Here is a 26,108-nt window from a genome sequence, read left to right on the forward strand (position 1 = left end):
TCACATGAAATATTTCAGGATTGCCCACATCGTTTTGCTTTGCGGATTTTCGGCTTTGGCGCAATCGCCTGACCAAAAGACAAACCGCATCGGCGAACACCTCAAAACGCTCGAGAAACATAACTATTTCAGCGGAGTCGTGCTGATCGCGCACAACGGAAAAACGGTTTTTGAGCATGCTTACGGCTTTTCGAACCGTGCCGACAACATCCCGAACCGCATCGACACCAAATTCAATCTGGCTTCGATGAACAAGATGTTCACGAGTTTGGCGATCGTGAAACTGGCAAGCGAATCAAAGATTTCGGTCGATGAAAAAGTGGGTAAATACCTGCCCGATTTCCCGAACAAGTCCGTCAGGGATTCCGTCACCATCGCACATTTGCTCACGCACACCTCGGGAATGAGCAGCTTTTGGGAAGAACTGGACAAACAGCCAAAGGAAAAATTCAAGTCGGTTTCAGATTACCTGCCGTTGTTCGCCGACAAAAAACTGGTCTCGAGACCCGGCGAAAAAATGCTGTACAGCAATTCGGGATATATGGTGCTTGGGCTTATTATCGAGAAAGTGTCTGGCATGTCGTATGACGAGTACGTGCGAAAAAACATTTTCGTGCCGTCGGGAATGTCCAATACCGATTCATACGAACTCGATGAAGCGATCCCGAATTTGGCCACGGGCTACACCATGTCGGTCGAAAAACCCGGTCATTGGAAAAACAACACCTATTCGAACGTAATAAAAGGAACGCCGGCAGGCGGCGGATTCTCGACGGCTCAAGACTTGCTCAAATTCGCAAACGCATTGCAGAAAAACATTTTGCTCGACAAGTCTTCAACCGAAAATTACACCAAAGGAAGAGTCAAATACCGCGACGGCATGTACGGTTACGGCATTATCGAAAACATTGTCAACGGACATCGCATCATCGGTCACACGGGCGGCCATTTCGGCATCGCGAACGAACTCATGATGATTCCCGACCTTGGTTACACGATCGTCATCCTGACCAACGGCGAAGTCGAGAATTATTGGGAAGCGAGCAACCTGATCAAACAACAGCTCGTCGGGTCGACACCTGCCATCGACAATTTCTTTTACACGAAAGACGTCATAAATACCATCATAAACTCGGGGATGCAAGGCGGTACGCAAAAAATCCAACAGAATTCGGGCAAAAACGCACTGCGCGAAAGCCTGATCGAACGCTACGGTTTCAAATGTCTGTTCGAGAAGAAAAACCAAGCCGCTATCGCACTTTTCCAAACCAATGTCGACCAATTTCCAGATTCGGCTTATGCGATTTACAATTTGGCCGAAGCCTATCGTCTGACGGGCCAAAAAGACGACGCAATCCGCAATTTCGAACTGTATTTGAAACGCGAACCCGAAGACGCCGATGCCGTCAAAAAGCTCCAATCGCTCCAAAACACTAAATAAAAAAGCACCGGTTTCCCAGTGCTTATAATATCAACACGAAATTATTTGTGGAATTCGTGCGATTCGTGGCTTTTTACAAATCAAACCCCATATTCACACCCAATTTCATCGCGATCAATCTGTTGATGCGGTTTTTGAGTTCCGGGATTTTGATGCTTTCGATGACTTCGTTCGAAAACGCATACATAAGCAACGCTTTGGCTTCTTTCTTCGGAATGCCGCGCGATTGCATGTAAAACATCGCTCTTTCGTCCAATTGTCCGACGGTACAACCGTGCGAACATTTCACGTCGTCGGCGAAAATCTCGAGTTGCGGTTTGGCGTTGATCGTGGCTTTGTCCGATAAAAGCACGTTGTTGTTCTGTTGGAAAGCGTCGGTTTTCTGGGCTTCTTTCTCGACATAGATCTTGCCGTTGAAAACCCCGGTCGATTTGTCGGCGAAAATCCCCTTGTAATTCTGGTGTGATTCGCAATTAGGAGTCGCGTGACGCACCAAAGTGTGATGGTCGACGTGTTGTGTGCCATCCAAAATCGTAATGCCTTTAAGCGTCGAATCGATATGCTCGCCTTCGTGGAAGAAATTCAGGTTGTTTCTCGTGATATTTCCGCCAAAAGAAAACGTGTGTACTTTCACCGTGCTCATTTCGCGTTGGGAAATGTAGGTGTTGTCGATCAAAGACGCTTCATTGCTGTCGTTCTGAAGCTTGTAGTAATCAACGATGGCGCGTTTCTTCGCATAGATTTCGGTCACCGAATTCGTCAAAACCGCATTTTCGGAAAGACTTTGGTGACGCTCGATGATCTGGACGTGCGAATTCTCTCCCGCGATCACCAAATTCCTCGGTTGCACCATAAGCGCGGCCTCGTTTCCCGTAGAAAAATACATGATCTCGATCGGTTTGTCGGCGACTTTGCTACGCGGAATGTTGATGAATGCGCCTTCTCTCGCGAAAGCCGTGTTCAAAGACGTGAGGCTTTCCTCTTTCGAGGTGATCTTGTTGAAATACTCGTCGATGATCATCTTGTATTTCGGTTTGGTCAGCGCCGAAGACATCAGGCAAACGTCGATTCCTTCGTGCGTCGTCGAGCTCAGGAACGAACTGAAAACGCCGTCGATGAAAACCACTTTGTACGTGTCGATTTCGCTGAGGAAATATTTTTTGACGTCGGCGAATTCCAAAGCCGAGTCCGTTTTCGGGAACACGGTGAAATCCTTCTTCAAAACCGCGTTCAACGACGTGTATTTCCAGCCTTCCAACTTCTTGGTCGGAAAACCTTTTTCTTCGAAATTCTTGAGCGCCTCCATGCGGATGTCGTGCAAATCGGTTTCCGTATCGATTTGTTCTTCGAATGCCATGAACGACGAAATAAGCTTCTCTTTCAACTCCATTTTAGTTCTCCGATTTAATCCAATCGTACCCTTTTTCCTCAAGCTCGTAAGCGAGTTCTTTCCCGCCCGATTTCACGATTTTCCCTTTGTAAAGTACGTGTACGAAATCTGGCACGATATAATCCAAAAGTCTTTGGTAGTGCGTGATGACGATGATCGCGTTGTTTTCGGACTTGAGTTTGTTCACGCCATTCGCGACGATTCTGAGCGCGTCGATATCAAGGCCTGAATCGGTCTCGTCCAAAATCGCGAGTTTCGGCTCGAGCATCGCCATCTGGAAAATCTCGTTTCTTTTCTTTTCGCCGCCCGAAAAACCTTCGTTCAAAGAACGCGACAAGAATTTGCGGTCGATTTCCAAAAGTTCCGATTTCTCGCGGATCGATTTGAGCATCTCATTCGCCGGCATTTCTTCCAAGCCTTGCGCTTTTCTCGATTCGTTGATCGCCGTTTTCATGAAATTCGTCACCGAAACGCCCGGAATCTCAACCGGATACTGGAACGAAAGGAAAACGCCTTTGTGAGCGCGTTCTTCGGGTGCCAATTCGGTGATGTCTTCTCCGTCGAGGATGATTTCGCCTTCGGTCATTTCGTAGTGCTCGTTTCCAGCGATTACCGCAGAAAGCGTCGATTTTCCGGAACCGTTCGGCCCCATTATAGCGTGTACTTCGCCAGCTTTAACAGAAAGATTGATTCCTTTGAGGATGTCTTTGTCTTCGACTTTGGCGTGTAGATTTTTTACTTCTAGCATGAATTTGGAATTTGAAAATTTGGAAATTTGGAAATTCGCTTCCGTCCAAATCACTTATTTTTCGATGTTATAATTATCTTATTTACTATTCTTGATATGTTTTCCAATTGATTGATTAGGCTTTCCACCGATGGAAAATTATTATCCGAAAACTTACAAAGCTCTAACCAGTAAAACGTTTGTTCAATCTCTTTAGCCGAAATTTTGAACTTGTGTATAAAATCGGCTTTGCTTTCAGCGTTTTGGGCTTCTCGGATATTCGCGCCTATAGAAGTTCCTGACTTTAAAAGCTGATTCGCAATGACAAATTTTTTATTTTCTTGAAGTTCTTCGGTGTATTTGATTATGTCAAGGGCAAACTGAAATGTCAAATTGACGATGATGTTGTCCTTGTTCTCCATTTTCAAATTTCCAAATTACCTCATTTTCAAATTAATTATCCAACCGAACCTTCGAGTGAAATTTCAAGCAGTTTTTGAGCCTCGACAGCGAATTCCATCGGGAGTTTGTTCAAAACCTCTTTCGAGAATCCGTTTACGATCAAAGCGATTGCCTTTTCCGTCGGAATCCCGCGTTGGTTGCAATAAAATACCTGGTCTTCACCGATTTTCGAAGTCGTCGCCTCGTGCTCGATTTTAGCCGATGGATTTTTAGATTCTATGTACGGGAACGTATGCGCGCCGCAATTGTTTCCCATCAGAAGCGAGTCGCATTGGGAGAAGTTGCGTGCGTTTTCGGCTCTCGATGAAATCTGTACCAATCCGCGGTAACTGTTTTGCGATTTTCCGGCCGAAATACCTTTCGAAATGATCGTGGATTTGGTGTTTTTGCCCAAATGGATCATTTTCGTTCCCGTATCGGCTTGCTGGAAATTGTTCGTCACGGCGATCGAGTAGAATTCACCGACCGAATTGTCACCTTTCAAAACACATGAAGGATATTTCCACGTCACGGCAGAACCCGTTTCGACTTGTGTCCACGAAATTTTCGCATTTTTCTCGCACAATCCGCGTTTGGTCACGAAGTTGAACACGCCGCCTTGACCGTCTTTGTTTCCAGGAAACCAGTTTTGTACGGTCGAATATTTGATTTCGGCTCCGTCTAAAGCGATAAGCTCGACAACGGCCGCGTGCAATTGGTTTTCGTCACGGCTTGGCGCGGTACAACCTTCGAGGTAAGATACGTAGCTTTCTTCGTCTGCGATGACGAGCGTTCTTTCGAATTGGCCCGTTCCGGCTTGGTTGATTCGGAAATAGGTAGACAATTCCATCGGGCAACGCACGCCTTTCGGGATGTAGCAGAACGAACCGTCGGAAAAAACCGCCGAGTTCAAAGCCGCGTAAAAGTTATCTTTCTGCGGAACGACCGTGCCGAGATATTTCTGCACCAATTCCGGATGTTCCTTGATCGCCTCGGAAATCGAACAGAAAATGATGCCTTTTTCGGCGAGCGTCTTCTTGAAAGTCGTCGCGACCGAAACCGAATCGACGACGATGTCCATCGCAACTCCGGCCAATTTCTTTTGTTCGTCTATCGAAATCCCGAGTTTTTTGAACGTCTCCAAAAGTTCCGGATCAACCTCATCCAAAGAGGCGTATTTATCTTTTTTCTTAGGTGCTGAATAATACGAAATCGCCTGGAAATCAGGTTTGGTGTAATGCACGTTCGCCCACGTAGGCTCGGTCATTTCACTCCACGCACGAAACGCTTCGAGTCGCCATTCGGTCATCCATTCGGGCTCTTCCTTCTTTTTGGAAATCGCGCGCACGATGTCTTCGTTGAGGCCGACGGGAAACGTCTCGGATTCTATATCGGTATAAAATCCGTATTCGTATTCTTTGTTTTCGAGTTCGACCTTGAGGTCGTCTTCTGTATATTTTGACATATAAAGTCTTGGTTAACAAGCCTTTCGGCTCAAAACATTAAAGCGAGAAGCTTTCGCCGCAACCGCAAGTACGGCTCGCGTTCGGGTTGTTGAAGATGAAACCTTTTCCGTTGAGTCCGCCCGAGAATTCAAGCGTAGTCCCAGCCAGGTACAAAAACGACTTTTTCTCGACGGCGACGCGCACGTCGTTGTCTTCGAAAACCTTGTCGGTTTCGCCAAGCGCATTGTCGAACTTCAAAACGTATTCAAGCCCTGAGCATCCGCCGCTTTTCACGCCTACTCGAACATAGTCCTTGGCCGCGTCAAATCCTTCTTCCGTCATCAATTGAACTAGTTTAGTTCGCGCTGTATCAGAAACTTTGATCATGATAAAGTAGATTTTGTCTAAATTAATGCGCAAAGATAGTGCAAAACGAACTTTTTGCCGCATGCGCCAACATTTTTATAACTAATCCGGCGATAGAATTCGGCAATGGTTTAGCTTCGCTCAATTCGGCTTTGCCTCGGGTTGGCTTATCGTTTTCGATTCGTTACATTTGCGACTCACTTCTGCAAAATTTTTCCGAAATATGAAATTGTATCCGATAGAAGCCGGAAATTTCAAACTCGACGGAGGCGCGATGTTCGGCGTTGTCCCAAAAACCATCTGGAACAAGACCAATCCCGCCGATTCCAACAATCTCATCGACATTGCCGCGCGTTGTCTTTTGATCGAGGACGGAAACCGGTTGATTTTGATCGATACGGGAATGGGCGACAAGCAATCCGAGAAATTCTTCGGCTATTATTCGCTTTGGGGCGATCATTCCATCGAAAAATCCCTCGCCAGACACGGGTTTTCGAAAGACGACATCACCGACGTTTTCATGACGCACCTGCATTTTGACCATTGCGGCGGATCGATCCAATGGAACAAAGACAAAACAGGTTACGAGCCGGCTTTCAAAAACGCGAAATTCTGGACGAACGAAAACCATTGGGAATGGGCGACGAAGCCCAATGCGCGTGAAAAAGCGTCGTTCTTGCAAGAGAATTTATTGCCGATGCAGGAAAGCGGCCAGCTTCATTTCATCCAAAATCCAGATTCGGATTTCCAGCAATCTTCTGAACTGGGTTTCGGCATTTATTACGTGAACGGACACACCGAAAAAATGATGATTCCCTACATCAATTACAACGGGAAAACCATTGCGTATGCGGCCGATTTGATTCCGACCGCGGGACATATTCCCGTGAATTACGTGATGGGTTACGACACGCGTCCACTGCTCACGATGCCCGAAAAGAACAAGTTTCTGACCGATGCGTTACAAAAAGACTTTTACATCGTTCTGGAACATGACGCGCACAACCAAATCATAACCGTAGAGCAGACCGAACGCGGCATCCGACTGAAGGAAACGTTCACTTGCGACGATATTTTTTAATCACAAGTTTCTGTTAATCGACCCGTTCACTGTAACGAAACCCAATACTTTTAGACCAATTTTTACTCAAAATAAACTGAATTAGAAATGAGATTATACACTCCTTACGTCGCGACGGCATTGATCGCGGCCATGTTGACGGGATGTGGCGCATCTAAAACCGCTGTCGCCCCGATTACTGCCTCATCTACGATCGTAGCCAAAAAAGCAACCCTTAAAGAACCGGCTTTGCAGCGCTGGAGCGACCTTGACCCTGTTAAGGATTCGATTCCGGGAATGAGCGTAGATCGCGCTTATGCCGAAATCCTCAAAAACAAAAAAGGCCAGAAAGTCGTGGTCGGCGTCATCGATTCGGGTGTCGATATCGATCATGAAGACTTGAAAGGTATGATCTGGACGAATCCGAAAGAAATCGCCGGAAACGGGATCGACGACGACAAGAACGGTTATATCGACGACATCCACGGATGGAATTTCCTTGGCGACGCGAACGACGAAAACCTCGAATTGACGCGTATCCTGAAGAAAGGCGACGACGGTTCGGCCGAATACAAGAAAATGAAAGCCGCTTACGACGAGGAATACCAACAAGCCCTTGCCGGAAAGCAACAAGTCGATTTCATTTTCGCCGCAAACCAGCAAATCAAGGATCAGCTTAAAAAAGACAACTATACGCTTGACGAACTCAAGGCTTTGAATACGACCGATCCTAACGTGAGCCGCAGCAAAATGGTCATGATGAGCGTGATCCAACAAGTCGGGCCAGGTTTCAACGACGATTTGAACGATTACAAAAACCAGGTTTCAGACCAGTTGAACTACAACCTCAACCTCGAATTCGACGGACGCAAAATCGTAGGCGACAACCCGGAAGACATCAACGACAAAAACTACGGAAACAACCGCGTTTACGCTCCGAACAAAGAAGATTCGATGCACGGGACGCACGTAGCCGGTATCATCGCGCAAGTCCGCGGTAACGGAAAAGGCGGAGACGGTGTCGCTACGACTGCCGAAATCATGTCGGTGCGTGCCGTTCCGAACGGTGACGAGTACGATAAAGACGTCGCTTTGGCGATCCGTTACGCGGTAGACAACGGCGCTAAAGTCATCAACGGAAGTTTCGGGAAAAGCTATTCACCTCACAAACAATGGGTTTTCGACGCGATCAAATACGCTGCGAGCAAAGATGTTCTGATCGTTCACGCGGCCGGAAACGACGGACACGACCTTGACGATGCCGAAAACGCGAACTGGCCGAACGACACAGACAACAACGGTGTTTCCGAAATTGCCGACAACGTCTTGACGATCGGTGCTTTGAACAACACGTACGGACAAAACCTCGTCGCGAATTTCTCGAACTACGGAAGCAAGAACGTCGATATTTTTTCTCCCGGATCCAAAATCTACGCAACGGTTCCGAACAACAAATACAAATACGAACAAGGAACTTCTATGGCAGCGCCTAACGCGGCTGGTGTAGCGGCTTTGATCCGTTCGTATTATCCGAAACTTTCGGCTGCTCAGGTCAAGAAAATCATCATGGATTCCGGAGTGCCGGTAAGCATCGAGGTGACTTTGGGCGAAAAAGAAGAAAAGCGTCCGTTCACGAATGCGAGCGTTTCGGGCAAAATGGTCAACGCTTACAACGCTTTGATCATGGCAGAACAGTTATCAAAAAACTAATCCAAACCCTTTTTGATTGAAAACGGAAGTAACCCTTCCGTTTTTTTTATTTTTGGTGATATGAAAAAATTTATCCTTCTGGCGTTGTTCGGCTGCATTTCGGCCCAAGCGCAAAACGGTTACTGGCAACAGCACGTCAATTACAAGATGGATGTTTCCATGGACGTGAAAACCTACAAATACAAAGGCTCGCAATCTTTGGAATACACGAATAATTCGCCCGATACGCTGAAGCGCGTGTTCTATCATCTGTACAACAACGCGTTCCAGCCCGGAAGCGAGATGGACGCCCGACTCCAGGCCATCAAAGATCCAGACGGGCGCATGGTTACCAAAACCAAAGGCGCAGACGGCAAGGACATCGTAAAAAGTCGCATCGCCGCTTTGAAGCCCGACGAGATCGGATATCTGAAAATCAACAATTTCAAGCAGGACGGCGCTTCCGCGGATGCGAAAACCGTCGGGACGATCCTCGAAGTGACGCTCGCAAAACCAATCCTTCCGAATTCCAAATCGACTTTTACGCTCGATTTCGAAGGACAAGTTCCTGTACAAATCCGTCGTTCCGGACGAAACAATTCGGAAGGCGTCGACCTTTCGATGGCGCAATGGTATCCGAAACTAGCCGAATACGACTTCGAAGGCTGGCACACCGATCCTTACATCGCACGAGAATTCCACGGCGTCTGGGGCGATTTCGACGTGAAGATCACGATCGACAAGACTTACGTTTTGGGTGGAACGGGTTATCTTCAGAATCCGAACGAAATCGGTCACGGTTATGAAGACAAGGGCGTTACCGTGACTTATCCTAAAAAAGCCAAAACCCTTACTTGGCATTTCGTCGCGCCTATGGTGCACGATTTCACCTGGGCCGCCGATCCGAACTACAACCACGATGTCTACGACGGACCGAACGGCGTGAAACTGCATTTTTTGTGGCTTAACGATGCTGCAATAAACGAAAACTGGAAGAAATTGCAGCCCGCGACGGCACAATTGATGGACATTTACAACAAAACCGTCGGCAACTACCCATACAAGCAATATAGCGTGATCCAGGGCGGCGATGGCGGAATGGAATATGCCATGTGTACACTTATCCTCGGAACGGGCAAATTCGACGGCCTTTTGGGCGTTACGGCCCACGAGATGGCACATTCGTGGTTCCAGCATGTCCTAGCTTCGAACGAAAGCAAACACGGCTGGATGGACGAAGGATTCACATCTTTCCTCGAAGATTACGGGCTCAATGAAATCGCCGAGAAGAAAGCCGACAATCCTTGGTTTGGCGCGTATCGCGGTTATTTATCGATGGCCAATTCCGGATTCGAGCAGCCGCAATCGACGCACGCCGACCGTTTCGACCAGAATCGCGTGTACAGCATCACTTCGTACAGCAAAGGCGAAATTTTCCTGTCGCAACTGATTTACGTGATCGGTCGCGAAAACCTCATGAAAGCCGTCAAACGCTATTACGCCGATTTCAAATTCAAGCATCCGACGCCGAACGACATCAAGCGCGAAGCCGAAAAGGTTTCGGGCGCGGTGCTCGATTGGTATTTGGTCGATTGGACCGAAACCACGAACACGATCGACTACAGCATCAAATCGGTAAACGAAAGCGCGGATGCCATGTCGGTAACACTAGAAAGAATCGGAAGGATGCCGATGCCGATCGACCTCATCGTAGAATTCGAAAACGGCACGAAAGAATATTTCTACGTTCCGCTTCGCATGATGAGTTACGAAAAACCGAGCCCGTATCCGAGTTTGAAACGCACGGTTTTAGGCGATTGGGCGTGGGCGTATCCTACTTACGAATTCAAGATTCCGACGAAATCGGGCAAAATCAAATCGATACAGATCGATCCGAGCGGCTTGATGGCCGACGTGAAACCCGAGAACAATTCGTGGAAAAAGTAATTTCGATTTTATATTTTAGAGCGGGCTTCGGTCCGCTTTTTTATTTACGGACATGAAAAAACTCCTCATCTTTTTCGTTTCAATCGCGCTGGTTTCCTGCCAAAAAACAAAAACCGACGAAACGCCCGCGCCTTCCGAGCAAGAAGCTCAGGATAATTGCGATAAAGTGCTGAGATTGGTCGCGCTGCAATCGGGCTTAGATCTAACGGATTACAAGACGTTTTTCGTGCGCATCGAATCGGAAGAAGACGACAACGTCACGATTCAGGTTTATGTTGAAAATGAAGTCGAAAACGAACAGAAAAACGAGAGTACGATCGCTTGGCTCAAACTCATTCCGTCGTCTAAAGAACTGTTCGACATTTCTGCCGATCCAGAAAATCCGAAGAAAATGCACTTGAACGAAAAACTCTTCGACGACCTTGTGGAATGGTGCCAGATCGAAGTGCCCAAAATTGCCGAAGTCACCGAAGAAGGTATGGGTTTCACCGAAAAAGCCGTCATCAAAAACAAGACGATCGAGCAAGCCTACATTGAATATGCGCTTTCGAAAGAGTTCGAAGACGCGACGTATTGGCTCGCGAACCTGCCCAAAAAAGACACGGTTTTGCACATCAACAACAACGAAAATGCGTTAATCGACATCGATTACAAAATCTGGAAAGACTCGATCGGGATTTATATGCTTTACCAAGGCGGAAGCAAGGATTTTACTTTTTCTCAAGTCGGGAAAGATGTGATGCGGGTTTATGTCGATTCTGCCGATTGATCAGCGCATCGCATTGATCCTGATACTTGCCTTGATCAGCGCAAGTGCCTTTATTTTACTCAGTTCGACGTCTTTGTCCTGATGGTGCTGGTTTTGGCTCACCAAACGCACATAACCTTCGCGTTCGGCTTTTTGGATGTATTTTACGGTAATATATTCCTCTTCGCTCGTCTCGATGCTCAACAAATACATTTCTCCCCAAAAAATCTCGTTGCGGATGTCGCGAACCTCTTTATACAACACGATATCGCCGCTTTTTAGCAATGGATACATACTGTCGCCGGTTACATACACAGCGCCGTCGCATTTCGGCAGGCGCGGGATCGAGATGTGGTCGATCGGGTCTTTCGATTTGGCGTTTTGGAACAAAGGCACCAATCCGGCGAATGCCTCGATATCGTAAAGCGGAATTTGTTGCTGCTCTAAAGAATTGTCGGTTTTAAGCCGGAATGTCTGTACTTCTCTTGAAACCGATGCGTCGGCACTGCCGATAAACATTTCACCGTGTCCCGTAAGCAGCCAATTCGGATTTAGGTCGGTATAAATACCCATGATGTTCTCGAGCACGTTCGAACCTATGCTTTTTCCTTCCTTGACGGCTTTTGAGATACTTCCGCGGCTCGCGCCAAGACTATTTTCAAATGCATAATAGCTGATGCCTTTCTTTTCGATGTACTGACCTACTCTTTCGGAAACCATGATCGTTATTTTTCTGCTAAATTAAGAAAAAAATCGAATATAAAAGATTTTTGTTGAATATCTACATAAAATAGTCCAGGCATAGAGAATAAGAATCAAAAGGTTACAAAAAAAGGTATTAAAAAAATCAGAAAAGAAGAAAAAAATCTTCTATTTTATTTGTTTAGTAGATTATATTCTTATATATTTGTATTGTTAATCTTTAGGACTAAAAATCACGCTGGTTGTCCGGAAAACAAGCTGTGATTTACTACTTCCACCTACGGTTTGACAGAAAATAATCTATTACTTTAAAATTTTACAAAATGAGTACAGAGTTAAAAAATACTTTGTTCCGATTCGTCACCATGCGTGCACCGGAACTTTTAGAAAAAAAGGACATCGTAAAGTCATTTGTCGAACTTCCCGAAAATTTGTGGGCGCACAGCAGCTTCATTGCAGGTATTGGTAACACTATCGGAAGAGATCGCCGTGATCGCCTGAATGAGCATGCCAGAGCCTTCCAAGGAATTGCCTCTCGTGAGAACCTTAAACAAAAAATTGCGGAAGAATGCGGACCACTTTATGACTTTGCAATTTGGCTTACCGTAAACCGCACCAAATTGAAGTTCGATGAAGTGGCAAAACAAATTGCGGCCCATCCATCGATGAAGGTGCTTTCGCAACAAGAAGGCTCTTTATATGTACACCTTTGGGACAACCTTTTTTACCAAATCATCACGTCGAAATCACCTTATGTAAGAGACGGGATCCTGTCTGTGCTGACGGCCGACTTTTTTCTGAAGACGTTCGATCAAGTAGAAAGAACAGACAAAAGCATGCAAAAACTTGCGCAAGCACGTATCGTAATGCCGAAAGGACTTTTTGATCTTGCGTTGGTTTCTGGCGATCAGAAAGGTGTCAAGAAAACATCACATGAAGCGAAAGCCATTTTGGAAAGCGATTCGAAAAACATCATCCTGTCTTCGCAAATCGATGAAAACATCGCCCTTAGCAAATCCATCGAGCGTGTTCAGGCACTTTACGACAAATCGGAAGCTGGTCGTTATAAAAAAACCTACGACGCTTATAATGGCCAAGTTCAGCAAGCATATGCCCAGGCCGAAAAGGTCGAACGCGTGGTCACTGATCCTGTTACAGGAGCGACTTCTGTGGTAGTCGAATATGTCGGTTTGGTTTTGCCGACGTTCAGTTACACCCCGAATTCACAAATCGAATTCCTGGAAACGAGCGGAATCCTGTCTGAGAGCCAAATCCTGGAGCTTTCCGAAGTTTCCGACGAAAACGGATTCGAATCGCTCGACGACATCCAAAATTACCTGAAGCAGCAAGTGGATACCGCAACACAACAATTGTTCGCCCGCACACCGTTGCAGCAACGTCTTGCCACAACGGGCGGTGTGGTTCTCCCAACGGGATCGCAATCGCGAATTGGCGCCGCTAATGGTTCCCAAAATTTTACGATCACGGGATCAAGCCGTAATGGATTGCATTCTCTTGCATTGTTGTTCGACAATGTCGCTCCGACAGTCATCAATGCACCTGCCAATACCTATTCGGTAATTTTCAACGGACAAACAACACCGGTAATCGGCACTTCTTTCAACCAAAATCGTTTAGATGGGAAATTGCAGGTTACGATCTTCCTTGAAAAACTCAATGTTGCCGGAAAGGCATCATTCACGCTCGAAGGAGACCTGATGCTCAGTGACAACTCTTTGCTACATTTCCAAGGAAGTGCTATCGTAAAGATCAAAGACATCATGTTCCTCAATTTCTGCACCTCGAACGGTTCCGGAACTTATACTCGTGAATTGCTTTTGGACGAAGGCCAACATCCCGAAGAAGGTGATGAAAATGTTCCCGCAGCCGATTACATTCCGTCGGGTTTTGGAATCAAACGACTTGGAATCGCTGATTACCGCAAGGTAGAGCAAGAAGTGTGCTGCTACGTTCCGGGTGAAGTTTCCCATATCGAGAACGTCATGGCCCGCGAGTACAAAGAAAAGGCCACCCGAAGAATGCGCCGTACCGAAAACACCACGACCTCGTCTACCGAAAAGGAAACCGAAAAACTCACCGATACCACCTCGACCGACCGTTTCGAAATGAACCAGGAAGTCGCCTCGGTAATTGCCGAAGACACTTCGATAGGCGCACATGCCTCGTTCAGTGCCGAATGGGATACCGGTACGAAATACGGGCTTCAAGCCGGTGCCGATTTTGCGAACAACACTTCATCCGAAGTCTCAGACAGCCAGGCCATCACACACGCCAAAGAACTCACCGAAAGAGCTTTGGAGCGCGTGGTCACGAAAGTCAAGGAAGAACGCGTGAGCAAAATCATCGAGGAATTCGAGGAAAACAACAAACACGGTTTCGACAACCGCAAAGGAGACAAGCACGTTTCGGGCGTGTTCCGTTGGGTCGATAAAGTGTACCGCAACCGCATCCTCAATTACGGAAAGCGTTTGATGTATGAATTCATGATCCCTGAACCGGCTTTCTTCCACAACAAGGCGGTCGAGAATTCAGACAAGGACGGCGATCTTATCAAGCCGATCGATCCGCGCGAAGGTTCAGGAACGCTTAAACTTGAGCTCGGAGACAACTTCGAAAGCCGTTATAAATACTGGGCTCAAGCCTATAATGCCGAAGTGGCCGCTCCGCCAAAAGAAAAGTCTTTCTCGAAGGAATTCGGAACCGTCAACGACCGTGATGGCGTACACACGATGCACAAGAACGGCTATTCGTTCAAAGTCGACATCGAAGACGGATACGAATGCACGAAATTTTCGGCAACCGGCGGTTTCGTCATGGAAGGCAGCGGATCTGACGCCCATACCTTCATGGTTGTCAACGTAGGTACTTTCACGCAGAAATACGATTTCAACAACACCTACAAAGGGGCAAGAGTAGAGGTTTCGAACTACCCGCTCACCAAGTATATCGGAACGGCGCTTCCGGTGTCGATCATGGTCAGCGATGCCGAACCCGTAACCTTGAACGTTACCGCATTCTGTGCGCCGACCGCTCAAACCAAAGAGCAATGGCAGATGGAAGCTTTCAATGCGATCATCGACGCCTACCAGACAAAACTTGACCAATACAATGCCAAGTACGCAGAACTCATGGCCTTGCGCGATCAAAAAATCCGATTGAACCCGATGTTCTACAGACAAATCGAGAACACCGTGTTGCGCAAGAACTGTATCGAATACATGGTAAGCCACGACGCGTTGGGCAAAACGCCTTTCGTTACCGGAACCTTGCTAAAAGATATCCGCGCCACGTACGACGATGCCAAATTGGAAACCTATGCGGCTACCGTCAAGTTCTTCGAGCAGGCCTTTGAGTGGGATTTGATGAGCTATCATTTCTACCCGTTCTATTGGTCGCAAAAGGACAAGTGGCAGGAGAAATACCTCGAGCAGAACGACGATCCTTTGTTCCGATCATTCCTGCAAAGCGGAATGGCGCGCGTGATCGTAACCGTTCGCCCGGGATTCGAAGAAGTCGTGAACTGGTATATGGCGACAGGCCAAATCTGGAACGGAGGTCAAGTCCCGACCATAGACGATCCGTTGTTCTTGTCTATTATAGAGGAAATTCGTCAGCCCGAAGGTGCTGTGGAAGGCGAATGGGAAACACGAGTTCCGACATCGCTTACCGTAATCCAGGCCGGAACCATCGGTCTCAACGTTGAAGGTCTGCCTTGTGACGACGACTGCAAAGATTACCGACAATTCGATTCGGACGGCCATCCGGTACTCGATTCGAACGGCGATCCGATTTCGACAAATCCGATTTCACAAAGCGACAATGTCTCTTTAGGCAATGTCGTAGAAGATCAGGAGGCGATACAGGAAAGTATCACAGCCATACAGGAAGATATCGAAGAAATCAAAGACGCTTTAAATATAGCAGAATAACCACAGCGCGGAGGAGGCAACTTCTCCGCGTTTTTAAACTCTAATCTTATGACTTTCATAAACCAAAACAATGGGTTCGATTGGCAGTCCTCAAACGACGGCGCACTGTTCGAGAATTTGTTTCCAGACGACTCTTCTGCCGATCTTTTAGAGCCGTCCCATGAAGGTTCTCCCGGTGTTGCCGCCCTGTCACCGAACGAGCCCGATGTGGATCCCGATCCCGGAAAAATCGTGATTTACGTAGGCAGATACGATTACAACGACATGGTTTCAGCATCCAAAGGTTATCTGAAAAGCCGTTTCGATGTCGATCCGATGGGCTGTCAACTGCACTACATTTCTGGCCGTAAAGACGCACTTTTTGTATGCCTTGGAAGTAAGCTTTTTTACTATCTGAAAGACAAGACATCGGCGGGCCTTAACGAAACCATCCGGATAATTCATGCTTTTTGCCGCAAAAACGATAAAACTTTCGCGTTTACGGCCGATGAGATTTTCAAGGCTTTCCAAAAAGAAATTCAAGACGGTACTTTCATATTGGCGAACGTTCCTCAAGAGCGGCGTCAAACCTATGCCCTACACGTCAATCAGTTGTACAACAATCTCGAAAAGCCGAACGACCCGAAAAGTCTTGAACTCGTAGCAAAAATCCTCGATCTTACGCAACAGATGAGCATCGAGGCCAGTGCGACCGTAAGCGCCATTGCCGAAGAGGCCAGCAACCCTTGGCGGAACAACTATCTGTATGCCGACAACAGCCCGTTTTCACTCGATGACCTTCAGCGGTTATACAAACAGCTGAAGGCCTCGGATAATGCCACCGAAAAATTCAAGAACGGCGACTTCAAAACGGCCGAGGAACTCGTGGATCACGTGAACCGCTTTTTTGCGGCAAAAAACAGCTCGATGCGTTTCCTGATACATTATCCGTTCCTGAAACTCAGTAAAAAGCAACGCGAAAAATTGATCCTGCTGTTCGTGGACGCCGACGAGCGGATTACATCCCGGGCTTCGATCAATTCCGATCTTTCGGACGGCGACATCGTTCTGGTATTGTTTTATTATTGCAATCAAGCCGAACGTTTGGCGATCATAAAATCTCTCGAGGCCGATGAGAAACTTTACCAATTACTGTCACTTTCTTATTTCGATTGCTTCAATCAACTGGCGTATTTGATCGGAAATACTTTCATGGAAAGCATCGCCGACAAAGAAAGCCTCGTGAACACTTATATCGAGGAAGGCCACGGATTGTATTTGAACACCAATTTGTTCGGAACGCACAACAAGGAAGGCTTTGACGACGAGAACAAAAAAATCACATTCGAGATCAAGACGAACCGTTTGCTTTCACTTTTGGACGAAACGAGCCCGATACGTGCGCTCATTGAAGAAGGTACGGATACCTTCCCGACTTCGCTCACGCCCGAACGGCAATACAAACCGCTTGATTTGGTGGTCATCGTACCGGTCGCCGACTTTACGTTCGCAGAAAAAGATTTCGTAGCGGGCGAAACCTACCTGATGCCCGCATGTATGGCGTATTGCTTGTTCAAGGACGATACCAAAAACTCGTGGTTGACTACTTTGAACATCGCATTTCAAATAGCGCTTTGCTTTACCGGTGTTGGAGGCATCGTGTCGGCCGTAAGGGCAGGAAGCGTCGCGGCCGCAGTATTGGGCGTCACCGATATCGTGGTTGGTGTTGGAGGTGTTGTGGTGAATTCGGTGCCCGAAATCGAACGAAAGCATCCCGAATTCGTGAAATACTACAACTACTTCACCTATATCTACACGGTTTTACGGCTTTCGGCCTCTGCTAAGAAAGCGTATGACAGCCGTAAAAAAGAACTTGCGTCCGAAGCCGATTTGACACCCGAAGACATGGATTGGATGAACCGCAAAACAACCGTCGGCAATTTGGGCGGTAAATTATTGTCTGTGCAGCAGTTAAGGCGATTGCGCAAGATCTTGTCCGAACACGGTGTCGAACTCATCGTAGAAGGAGCCAAAACCAAGAAATTCAAGGATATGTGGTTCTACATGCGTTCGAAAGGATATCCGGGCGGTTTCAATGCCGTGACCAAACAGTTCTTTTTGCGGTCGGATGCCACCGAAATCGTTGCGTTTCACGAACTGGCGCATTTCAACCATTGGAAAATGGCAAAAGAGAGATATTCCGATTTGACCGATCTCGCAAAAGAGACGTACGTGTGGGAACAAATCTTAAAAAATCGCCATCTTTGGACGAAAGAAGAATTGATTGACAGCTTGAATTACATCAACTCGTTCATGCTTTCAAATAATAAAAAACTAATAACGGTAAAAGGATTATGAAAAGAACTGAAGAACAAGTGATTGCGCTTGCAAAAAAGATAATCACCGATCTCGACCCGAAGGCTCTCGATTTCGACAAGGTTGAGCAGGCCAAATTTATTCCCGACTACAAACCGCTTCGCGGACAGGACAAAGACAAAATAACGCCTAGCTGGCTGGTTACCATCAGAAACGCTTTCGGACAGGTCGATTTTTTGGCGATTGCCGACGAATCCGGAGAGCCTTTGCACTACCAAAATTCGAATACGGCAGTTTTTGAAATCGAAAAACGAGAAGACGGCACTTATAAAAAATCGGCCGCTTGATCGACGCCGCTTAGTTTAAAGCCGCTCTTGAAAAGAAGAGCGGTTTTTTTATGTCAAAAAACGCTTGATTTGATTTGATTATTTTCTTGTATTATTTAGATTATTTTCTTATATTTGAATACCAAATCTAAGGAAATCATGAAAAAGAAAATACGCATCTTATCGCTCGACGGAGGCGGGATTCGCGGTATCATAACCTGCGTAATCCTAAAATACATAGAAGAACAAATTCAACGCTTCGATCATCCAGAAGCAAAATTAGGCGATTATTTCGACTTGGTTGCCGGAAGCAGCACAGGCGGTTTACTCGCCTCAATTTTACTGTTTCCAGGAAAAGAAGGCAAAGCTCGCTTTTCGGTTCAGGAAGCTTTGGATTTGTACGCGAAAAACGGTGAGACTATTTTCAACGTCTCGTTTTGGGAACACACACTCAACATTTTCGGATTGTTCAACGAAAAAATTTCCAAGCGCAATCTTGAAAAACGTCTCGACGAAGTTTTCGGAAACCTTGAATTGAAAGATTTTACAAAACCCTGTCTAATAACGTCTTACGACATTTTCGACCGCAAGGCGAAATTCTTTTCGAGTCACGAAGCCAACATTTCGCTCGAGAATTTTTTCGTAAAAGACGTTTGTCGCGCTACATCGGCCGCACCCACTTATTTCGAGCCTGCAAGAATCAAATCGCTTTACGGGCAGGAATTCACGCTGATTGACGGAGGTGTTTTTGCGAACAATCCGGCGTTATGTGCATATGCCGAAGCCAGAAAAATTCGGTTCTCAACGATTTTGGCAGATGAGGAAAAACCCGATTTTCCAAGTATTAACGACATGTTATTGGTCTCTATCGGCACAGGCGAAGTGCTCAAGCCGTATTCGTTCGAAAAATTTGAAAACGCCGGGAAAATCCGATGGATCGCACCACTGATCGACATTTTACTTTCCGCAAATGCCGAAACGGTAGACTATCACTTGCTCAAAATGTACGAATCGTTGGGCAAACGAAACCGCCAGAATTACTATCGATTGGTGCCTCAACTCGGGAAAGCATCTCCCGAAATGGACAACGTCAGCGCAAAAAACATTTACGAATTGATCCAGACCGGACTTGTGTTCGTCGACAAAAACCGAGAGACTTTAAGCGAGATAGCGCGCAAACTGATCAAGAATCAATAATTCCCGAACGTATTTCTATATTTGGCTCAACCAAAATAGAGTATGCGCAATTTTATCCTTCTTTTTACGACACTGGCCGTTTCGTTTACGTCTTTCGCCCAGGAAAACCTCATCGAAGACGCCGTTCCGTATCGCAAAGGTGAAAAATGGGGTTACGCCGACCCAAAAACCGGAAAATTGTTAAGCGAGGTGATTTACGATAGCGTCGGAAGGACCGAGCATTGGAAACGCGCGGTCTTTTACCGCAACGAAAAAGCCGGCATACTGTTTTCATCGAATCCAGAAACGCCCGCTAAAGAGTTCGTTCCCGCAGAATACGACAATGCATATCGCCATTACAACGGTTATTTGTTATCCAAGAAAGGAGGCGGTGATTCCTACATCGACATGAAAGGCAAAATGTTAGCCGAGAACCAAAAAGACGTCCACGGCGAACATTCGCGCGAAGGCAACCAAATCGAGATCCTTGTCGTAGAAGGAAATGAACCGTTTTCGAGCGGCATCATCGATTTGCGATCGGGCGAATACATCATCCCGAAACAGTACGACATCCAACACATCTCTTACGAAACCGTAAAGGAATACGATAAAAAACTGGGTAAGCTCGTGCAAAGTTTCCTGATCCGCGACAAATCCAAAAAGTATTTCGCGCTCGACCTCTATTTCAAGCCGATACCCGTAGAATTCACGCCTACCGAGAAAAACACCAATCGCGGCCTTTACGGTTCGACGTCAGTCCACGCGAGTGTCGCCTACAAGGAAAATGCAAAATCGTTTTTGAGAAATTGTAGCGCCGATGCGGGAGAATTCAAATCGCCCGAAAAGAAAAAATACACTTTTGACGGCTATTGTTTCGCGGATTTCAAGCGCATCGTAAACATCAAAACACATGAATTCGGGGTCGTCAAAACGGCAAACGGCCAACACAAAGTGCTCGTCGAACCCATTTATGACAATGTCTTCGTATGCGAAAGATGGAACGAACCCGCTCAATTCATCGTTATGAAAAACGGAAAATTCGGGCTTCGCAGCGAATCTGCAGAAATACTTCCTATCGTATACGACGAAATCTTGACCGGCGACCAAGCTGTCATGGCGCGAAAAGGGAAAACGACGCGTTTTCTGATGAATTATTATAAAAATCCGGCGCAAGCCGATGTAGACGACGTAGCCGAAGCGATCGAAGCCAATCGCGATAACGGACTCGTAATCATTCTTATAACCAAAACCGACGGTTCACATTTTTACATGGCAAGCAACGGCAAAGTATTCTACGAACCGTGATGAGGTTGGATTATTCTAAAAAGCTAAAAACCCTTCCAAGTCATATTCTGGAAGGGTTTCTTTTTCAGGTATGCCAAGAAAAATCGGCTTTTCCCTGAAATGCGCCTGAAATTTGATCTCAGGTCTTTGTTGTCGTTGTGTTGAGTTGTAGTAGTTATCCGCTTTCTTTTAGCAGTTGTTTCTTCAACCTGCGGATCCGCTTATATCTTTTAACTAACCAATTTCTATGATGTAAAGTTACAGTTTCGGTTAGCGTTTGTGTTTCAGCATTTTAATCAAGAATTACATGATTTTCATATCGTCGATTCCTGAAAAGAAAACGCCCTTGAGTTCGTTGCGTCACAAAAGGGCATTTTTCAGAATTGGTTGTCACACATTCCTTATTTGGTAACAGGAGTCGGCTCTTTTTTTGGTTCTGCCGTTGTGGCTTCCGATTTGGCTGGGGTAGCTGGAGTTGCCGGTGTTGCTGGCGTAGCCGTTTCCGATTTCACTTCTTTCTTCTCGGTTTTGGTGGCCTCAGGAGTCTTGGTAGTGGTTTCGGTTTTGGTTTCTTTCTTCGTTTCTTTTTTGGTTTCTTGGGCCGATACGAGTGCTCCGGTCAGAAGCATCGCGCAGAAAAGTAATTTTTTCATGACTGTCGATTATTTGTTGTTGTTATGCCGTTGATTTGGCAAGTTTGATGCCGAATGTCGCGATTTGGAATCCGATGCCAGACAAATGTACCTAAATCATTAATAATCAACAAATTTGAAACTATCCTGGTAAATACCATTTCCGATAAGCCTTTTTTTCAAACTGTGGAATTTGTGGAATCCGAGACCAATTTCCCCGAAAATCTTGTAGAAAACATATAATCCAGACTTCGTACTTTTGCGCGACATGGCCTTCACCTATCCGAAATCCGAAAAACTCAAAAGCCGAAAAACCATCGAGCTGCTTTTCACCAGTGGAAAATCGGTGTCGAAGTTCCCGTTGAGGTTGGTTTATGTCCAAAATCCGTCCGAAACCGAAATCTTGCAACTCGGCGTTTCCGTTTCCAAGCGGTATTTCAAAAGGGCGCACGACCGCAATTACTTCAAGCGCTGTCTTCGCGAGGCCTATCGGTTGAACAAGCACATCCTTGTTGAAAAACTGGAAAAACCGCATGCGTTCATGTTGCTGTATCAATCGAACGAACGCCTGACGTCGGAACAGATCCAATACAAAACCATCCAGCTTTTCGAGAAATTCAACGCGCGCGACCTGCCCAAACCCGAATAACATTTCGGTTGCCATACTTTTCGTACGATTGTTTTCGTTCTATCACAAAACCAGACGAATATGAGAACAATCTTTTACACTTTTATTTTGGGCGCCATCGTCTCCTGCAATAAACAAGAAGCGGTATCAGACGAAACGGTTGCGGCAGTCAGCTTGCCCGCCGCCTCGAAATACGCCGATTACAAATCGAAAGACGAGGATGCTCCGAAAATGGCCGCTTCTACTATGCGGATCGATGCCGTCAAATTCGTCCAGCCTGTCGTAAACAAGACCGAGCAGAAAATCATCCGCTCGGCCGATTTGAAATTCCAGTGCGACGACCTCGCAAAGACCAACGACCGCATCATCGCCTCGGTCAAGAAATACGGCGGTTATCTGCAAAACGATCGTGAAGCCAAGGAATATTCAGAGGTTTCGCGTATGATTCAGGTGCGCATCCCTTCTAAAGATTTCGACAATTTCCTGAAGGATGTTTCCGACGGCGTAGATTATTTCGACGAAAAAAACATCTCTTCCGAAGATGTAACTGACGAATACATCGACAACGAATCGCGCGTCAAAACCCAAAAAGCGCTCGAAAACCGTTATTTGGAGTTGCTCAAAAAAGCGAACAAGGTTTCGGAAATGCTCGAAATCGAAGAGAAACTTTCAGAAATCCGCGAAGAGATCGAATCCAAGCAGGCACGCTTGAATTACCTGCAAACTCAGGTCGACATGAGTTCGTTCACGATCACGTTCTACAAAAACATGCCGCAAAAAGAAAGTGCGTCGGTGCCGTTCGGAAGCAAAATCGGGAACGCACTCAAATCGGGTGTGAACGCCGTACTTGATTTCTTTATATGGCTGCTCGAAATGTGGCCTTTTATTATTATTTTAGTCGCCCTCATCGTGTTCTTCCGCAAGAGATGGAGAAGGAGGCAAAAGAATTGAATCATGTACACTTTCCTCAAAAAGAGATATATCCTTCCGGCAGTCGGCGCGGGGCTTTTGTTCGTCGGCGCGAGTTTTAGGGAGGATTTTTTCGAAGTCGCCAAACAAATCGAGATTTTCACCGAATTGTTCAAGGCCGTCAACGAAAACTATGTCGACGAAACGAATCCGGGCGAACTTATGGATCACGCGATCAAGAACATGCTCGCCGATTTGGATCCGTATACGGTTTACTTCAACGAAGCCGACGTAGTAAAATTCAAAATCAACAACACGGGCGAGTACACAGGAATCGGCGCTTTGATTACGCGAAAAGACGGCGTTTTGATCGTAAAAGAGCCGTATAAAAATTATCCTGCGGACAAGGCCGGACTAAAAGCCGGAGACGAAATCATCCAGATCGGCGACGTGAACCTCGAGGATTTCAAGGAAGACGCCGGACAATTGCTCAAAGGCGCGAAAAACACCAAAATCGAACTCAAGTACAAACGTCAGGGCAAAATCATGACGACACAACTGGTTCTCGATGAGGTCGAGCTCAAAGCCGTACCGTTTTTCTCTAAAATCGACGACAAAACCGGATATATCGTGCTTTCGCAGTTCAACAAACGCGCGTCGATGGAAACCAAAGAAGCGCTCGAACAACTCAAACGCGACGGTGCCGAACGCATCGTTCTCGACCTGAGAGGCAATCCGGGCGGACTTTTGGCCGAAGCGGTGAACATCTGCAACTTGTTCGTTCCCAAAGGCGAAACCATCGTGACGACGAAATCGAAACTCGAAAAACACAACAATACGTACAAGACGATGCGCGATCCGATCGATGCCGAAATCCCGCTTGTGGTTTTGGTCGACGGAAAATCGGCATCGGCTTCAGAAATCGTGGCCGGCGCTTTGCAGGATTTGGATCGTGCGGTAATCGTCGGAAGCAGAAGTTTCGGAAAAGGGCTTGTGCAACGTCCCATCGACTTGACTTACGGAACCCAGTTGAAAATCACGATTTCGCGTTATTACACGCCTTCGGGCCGATGCATCCAGGCGCTCGATTACGCGCACCGTGACAAGGACGGGAAAGCCATCCGCACCGAGGCCGCCAAATACAATGCGTTCAAGACGCGCAAAGGCCGTACGGTTTACGACGGTGGCGGGATCATGCCCGACGTCGAACTTTCGGAAACCAAAACCAGCCCGATTTCGGACGCTTTGGTACGCAACGACGGGATTTTCAACTACGTGACCGAGTATTATTACAAACATCCGGGCAATGACAAGACCGTCCCGGCGATTTCCGATGCCGATTTCGCCGAGTTCAAAGCTTATTTGAAACGCACGAATTTCTCTTTCGACACCGACACCGAAGTCGCACTCAAAAAAACGCTCGAAGCCGCCAAAAAGGAGAAAGTCGATGCCGCGATCACGGCCGAATACCAATCGTTGCTGTCGGCTTTGCAAAGAAGCGAGGACGCGCAAATCACGCAGAATCAGAAAGAAATCAAAGACCTTATCCGCGACGAGGCCATCAAACGCTATCAGTACAAGGAAGGTTTGTACCAATTTTACACCAAGAACAATTCAGAAATCAAGAAAGCCGTGACGATCTTGAACGCGCCGGCCGAATATAACAAGATACTTAAAATCTAAAATGCGCCTGAAATTCCTGTTTCCGCTGCTCTTCCTTTGCGCTTTTGCCCATGCTCAGGAGAATGTCGTACAATCGGTCTATTTCCAATTCGACAAATTCGCGCTCGACGCCAAACAAGGCCAGGAAGTGGTCGATTTCATCAAAAAAGCCGATTCCACGCGGATTGAGTCCATCGAAATTTTCGGATACACCGACGACCGCGGAAAAGACGCCTACAACACCAAACTTTCTACGCAACGCGCGGCCGAAGTCCAGAAACGCATCGTCGCGGCCGGTATCAAAAGCAAAGTCATCGTGACCATCGAAGGCAAGGGGAAAATCATGATCGAGGACGATCTGGAACCCGAAAAGATTCCCGAAAAACGCTCGAAAAACCGACGCGTCGATGTGGTTTTGAATTTGCGTCCGCTGCCGAAAATACAGCTTCCGGGCATGTATACGTCGATTCCGAAAAATCCGGTAATCGGCGATCACATCTATCTCGAGAACCTGTTGTTCGAGCGTGGCAGCAGCAAATTGACATTTAAAGCCAAAACCCAATTGGACCAGTTGGCGAAAATCCTCCAAAAGAACAAAAACCTCGAATTCGAGGTGCAAGGCCATGTGTGTTGTGTGCCGCCGTATCAGAACGAAGCCATCGATTTGGCCACGCGAAAACGCAAACTATCCACGAATCGCGCCGAAGCCGTCTATAAATATCTGATCTTCAAGAAAATCGCAAAAGAACGCATGACGTTCAAAGGTTACGGGAACAAAGTGCCGCTTGGCAAGGAAACCGAATACGACCGCCGCGTGGAATTGGTAATCACGAAAGTATAATCACTTGCGCTTCATTTTGATGTGCGGGATATCGTCTTCGAGATACGTTTCGCCAACTGCCGCAAACCCGTGGGATTCATAGAATTTCTTGAGGTAAAGTTGGGCGGAAATCGTGATTTCAGTCGTACCGAAATTTTCTGAAATCGCGTTTATGGCTTCGCGCATCAAATCGTGTCCGTACTTTTTATCGCGTGAATTTGGCGATACGACTACTCTTCCGATCGACGTTTCATCGAAATAATCGCCTTTGTCGAAAAGCCGCGCGTAAGCCACGATTTTACCATCTGCCTCGCCAAAAAGGTGCAATGCTTTCGAATCCTTTCCATCGATGTCCTGATAGACGCAATTTTGCTCCACTACGAACACTTCAGACCGCAATTGCAGGATTTGGTATAGTTCGGGCACAGAAAGTGCGTCAAATCGCTTTATTTTGAATTTAAGTTCCATTT

Annotated in this window: 22 protein-coding genes; 14 read left to right on the forward strand and 8 right to left on the reverse strand. The window is 46.7% G+C overall.

The window, feature by feature from the left end:
- Positions 1 to 4 precede the first annotated feature (4 nt).
- Positions 5 to 1,441: a serine hydrolase gene (locus HZF10_RS04110; RefSeq protein ID WP_176004917.1), complete on the forward strand. Its 1,437-nt coding sequence runs from the start codon at positions 5 to 7 to the stop codon at positions 1,439 to 1,441.
- Positions 1,442 to 1,514: 73 nt separating this feature from the next.
- On the opposite strand, the gene sufD is transcribed toward HZF10_RS04110, so the two are convergent.
- The 5 genes from sufD to HZF10_RS04135 are packed head-to-tail and all read right to left on the reverse strand — an operon-like array spanning position 1,515 to position 5,831.
- On the reverse strand, positions 1,515 to 2,831 hold the full coding sequence (gene sufD, locus HZF10_RS04115) for a Fe-S cluster assembly protein SufD (RefSeq protein WP_176004918.1): 1,317 nt from the start codon (positions 2,829 to 2,831) through the stop codon (positions 1,515 to 1,517).
- A 1-nt stretch (position 2,832) separates the two neighbouring features.
- A complete protein-coding gene (gene sufC / locus HZF10_RS04120; protein ID WP_176004919.1) occupies positions 2,833 to 3,579 on the reverse strand; it encodes a Fe-S cluster assembly ATPase SufC in 747 nt (248 codons plus the stop codon).
- Positions 3,580 to 3,629: 50 nt separating this feature from the next.
- The gene (locus HZF10_RS04125; RefSeq protein ID WP_176004920.1) at positions 3,630 to 3,980 is read right to left on the reverse strand and encodes a four helix bundle protein; all 351 of its coding nucleotides are present in this window, start codon (positions 3,978 to 3,980) and stop codon (positions 3,630 to 3,632) included.
- 35 nt (positions 3,981 to 4,015) lie between these two features.
- Positions 4,016 to 5,464, reverse strand: a complete 1,449-nt coding sequence (sufB, locus tag HZF10_RS04130; RefSeq protein ID WP_176004921.1) for a Fe-S cluster assembly protein SufB — start codon at positions 5,462 to 5,464, stop codon at positions 4,016 to 4,018.
- A gap of 37 nt (positions 5,465 to 5,501) precedes the next feature.
- Entirely contained in the window at positions 5,502 to 5,831 is a 330-nt protein-coding gene (locus tag HZF10_RS04135) for a HesB/IscA family protein (RefSeq protein WP_176004922.1), read from the reverse strand.
- A 202-nt stretch (positions 5,832 to 6,033) separates the two neighbouring features.
- On the opposite strand from HZF10_RS04135, the gene HZF10_RS04140 reads away from it, so the two are divergent.
- From HZF10_RS04140 to HZF10_RS04155, 4 genes are all read left to right on the forward strand, one after another.
- Complete coding sequence (locus tag HZF10_RS04140) at positions 6,034 to 6,891, forward strand: MBL fold metallo-hydrolase (RefSeq protein WP_176004923.1); 858 nt, start codon at positions 6,034 to 6,036, stop codon at positions 6,889 to 6,891.
- Positions 6,892 to 6,978: 87 nt separating this feature from the next.
- Positions 6,979 to 8,580 (forward strand): S8 family peptidase, encoded by a 1,602-nt coding sequence (locus HZF10_RS04145; RefSeq protein WP_176004924.1) that lies wholly within the window; start codon positions 6,979 to 6,981, stop codon positions 8,578 to 8,580.
- A 60-nt stretch (positions 8,581 to 8,640) separates the two neighbouring features.
- Positions 8,641 to 10,506: a M1 family metallopeptidase gene (locus HZF10_RS04150; RefSeq protein ID WP_176004925.1), complete on the forward strand. Its 1,866-nt coding sequence runs from the start codon at positions 8,641 to 8,643 to the stop codon at positions 10,504 to 10,506.
- A 52-nt stretch (positions 10,507 to 10,558) separates the two neighbouring features.
- Positions 10,559 to 11,275 carry a hypothetical protein gene (locus tag HZF10_RS04155; protein WP_176004926.1) on the forward strand — a complete coding sequence of 239 codons (717 nt, stop codon included), beginning with the start codon at positions 10,559 to 10,561 and terminating at the stop codon, positions 11,273 to 11,275.
- Here the strand turns inward: HZF10_RS04155 and HZF10_RS04160 are convergent, their stop codons facing one another.
- On the reverse strand, positions 11,276 to 11,974 hold the full coding sequence (locus HZF10_RS04160) for a S24 family peptidase (protein WP_176004927.1): 699 nt from the start codon (positions 11,972 to 11,974) through the stop codon (positions 11,276 to 11,278). It lies immediately after the preceding gene.
- Between the two features lie 305 nt (positions 11,975 to 12,279).
- On the opposite strand from HZF10_RS04160, the gene HZF10_RS04165 reads away from it, so the two are divergent.
- The 5 genes from HZF10_RS04165 (at position 12,280) to HZF10_RS04185 (ending at position 21,008) form a co-directional block, all read left to right on the forward strand.
- On the forward strand, positions 12,280 to 15,906 hold the full coding sequence (locus HZF10_RS04165) for a hypothetical protein (protein ID WP_176004928.1): 3,627 nt from the start codon (positions 12,280 to 12,282) through the stop codon (positions 15,904 to 15,906).
- Positions 15,907 to 15,954: 48 nt separating this feature from the next.
- On the forward strand, positions 15,955 to 18,243 hold the full coding sequence (locus tag HZF10_RS04170) for a zincin-like metallopeptidase toxin domain-containing protein (protein ID WP_176004929.1): 2,289 nt from the start codon (positions 15,955 to 15,957) through the stop codon (positions 18,241 to 18,243).
- Positions 18,240 to 18,548 carry a hypothetical protein gene (locus tag HZF10_RS04175; protein WP_176004930.1) on the forward strand — a complete coding sequence of 103 codons (309 nt, stop codon included), beginning with the start codon at positions 18,240 to 18,242 and terminating at the stop codon, positions 18,546 to 18,548. Before HZF10_RS04170 ends, HZF10_RS04175 begins: the two co-directional genes overlap by 4 nt.
- Positions 18,549 to 18,686: 138 nt before the next feature.
- Positions 18,687 to 19,724 carry a patatin-like phospholipase family protein gene (locus HZF10_RS04180; protein ID WP_176004931.1) on the forward strand — a complete coding sequence of 346 codons (1,038 nt, stop codon included), beginning with the start codon at positions 18,687 to 18,689 and terminating at the stop codon, positions 19,722 to 19,724.
- 42 nt (positions 19,725 to 19,766) lie between these two features.
- Positions 19,767 to 21,008 carry a WG repeat-containing protein gene (locus tag HZF10_RS04185; RefSeq protein WP_176004932.1) on the forward strand — a complete coding sequence of 414 codons (1,242 nt, stop codon included), beginning with the start codon at positions 19,767 to 19,769 and terminating at the stop codon, positions 21,006 to 21,008.
- A 380-nt stretch (positions 21,009 to 21,388) separates the two neighbouring features.
- On the opposite strand, the gene HZF10_RS04190 is transcribed toward HZF10_RS04185, so the two are convergent.
- A complete protein-coding gene (locus tag HZF10_RS04190; protein ID WP_176004933.1) occupies positions 21,389 to 21,640 on the reverse strand; it encodes a hypothetical protein in 252 nt (83 codons plus the stop codon).
- Positions 21,641 to 21,887: 247 nt separating this feature from the next.
- Here HZF10_RS04190 and rnpA point away from each other — a divergent pair, with 247 nt between their 5' ends.
- Genes rnpA through HZF10_RS04210 form a run of 4 tightly spaced genes read left to right on the forward strand, consistent with a single transcriptional unit; the run spans position 21,888 to position 25,659 of the window.
- Positions 21,888 to 22,268: a ribonuclease P protein component gene (rnpA, locus tag HZF10_RS04195; RefSeq protein ID WP_176004934.1), complete on the forward strand. Its 381-nt coding sequence runs from the start codon at positions 21,888 to 21,890 to the stop codon at positions 22,266 to 22,268.
- A gap of 60 nt (positions 22,269 to 22,328) precedes the next feature.
- Positions 22,329 to 23,198, forward strand: a complete 870-nt coding sequence (locus HZF10_RS04200) for a DUF4349 domain-containing protein (RefSeq protein WP_176004935.1) — start codon at positions 22,329 to 22,331, stop codon at positions 23,196 to 23,198.
- A gap of 3 nt (positions 23,199 to 23,201) precedes the next feature.
- A complete protein-coding gene (locus HZF10_RS04205) occupies positions 23,202 to 24,839 on the forward strand; it encodes a S41 family peptidase (RefSeq protein ID WP_176004936.1) in 1,638 nt (545 codons plus the stop codon).
- Between the two features lies 1 nt (position 24,840).
- Entirely contained in the window at positions 24,841 to 25,659 is an 819-nt protein-coding gene (locus HZF10_RS04210) for an OmpA family protein (RefSeq protein ID WP_176004937.1), read from the forward strand.
- Here HZF10_RS04210 and HZF10_RS04215 read toward each other — a convergent pair whose 3' ends face one another.
- Complete coding sequence (locus HZF10_RS04215) at positions 25,660 to 26,106, reverse strand: GNAT family N-acetyltransferase (RefSeq protein WP_176004938.1); 447 nt, start codon at positions 26,104 to 26,106, stop codon at positions 25,660 to 25,662.
- Between the last annotated feature and the right edge of the window lie 2 nt (positions 26,107 to 26,108).

It is taken from the genome of Flavobacterium agri (genome assembly GCF_013401995.1).
In the GTDB taxonomy this organism is placed as follows: Bacteria; Bacteroidota; Bacteroidia; order Flavobacteriales; family Flavobacteriaceae; genus Flavobacterium; species Flavobacterium agri.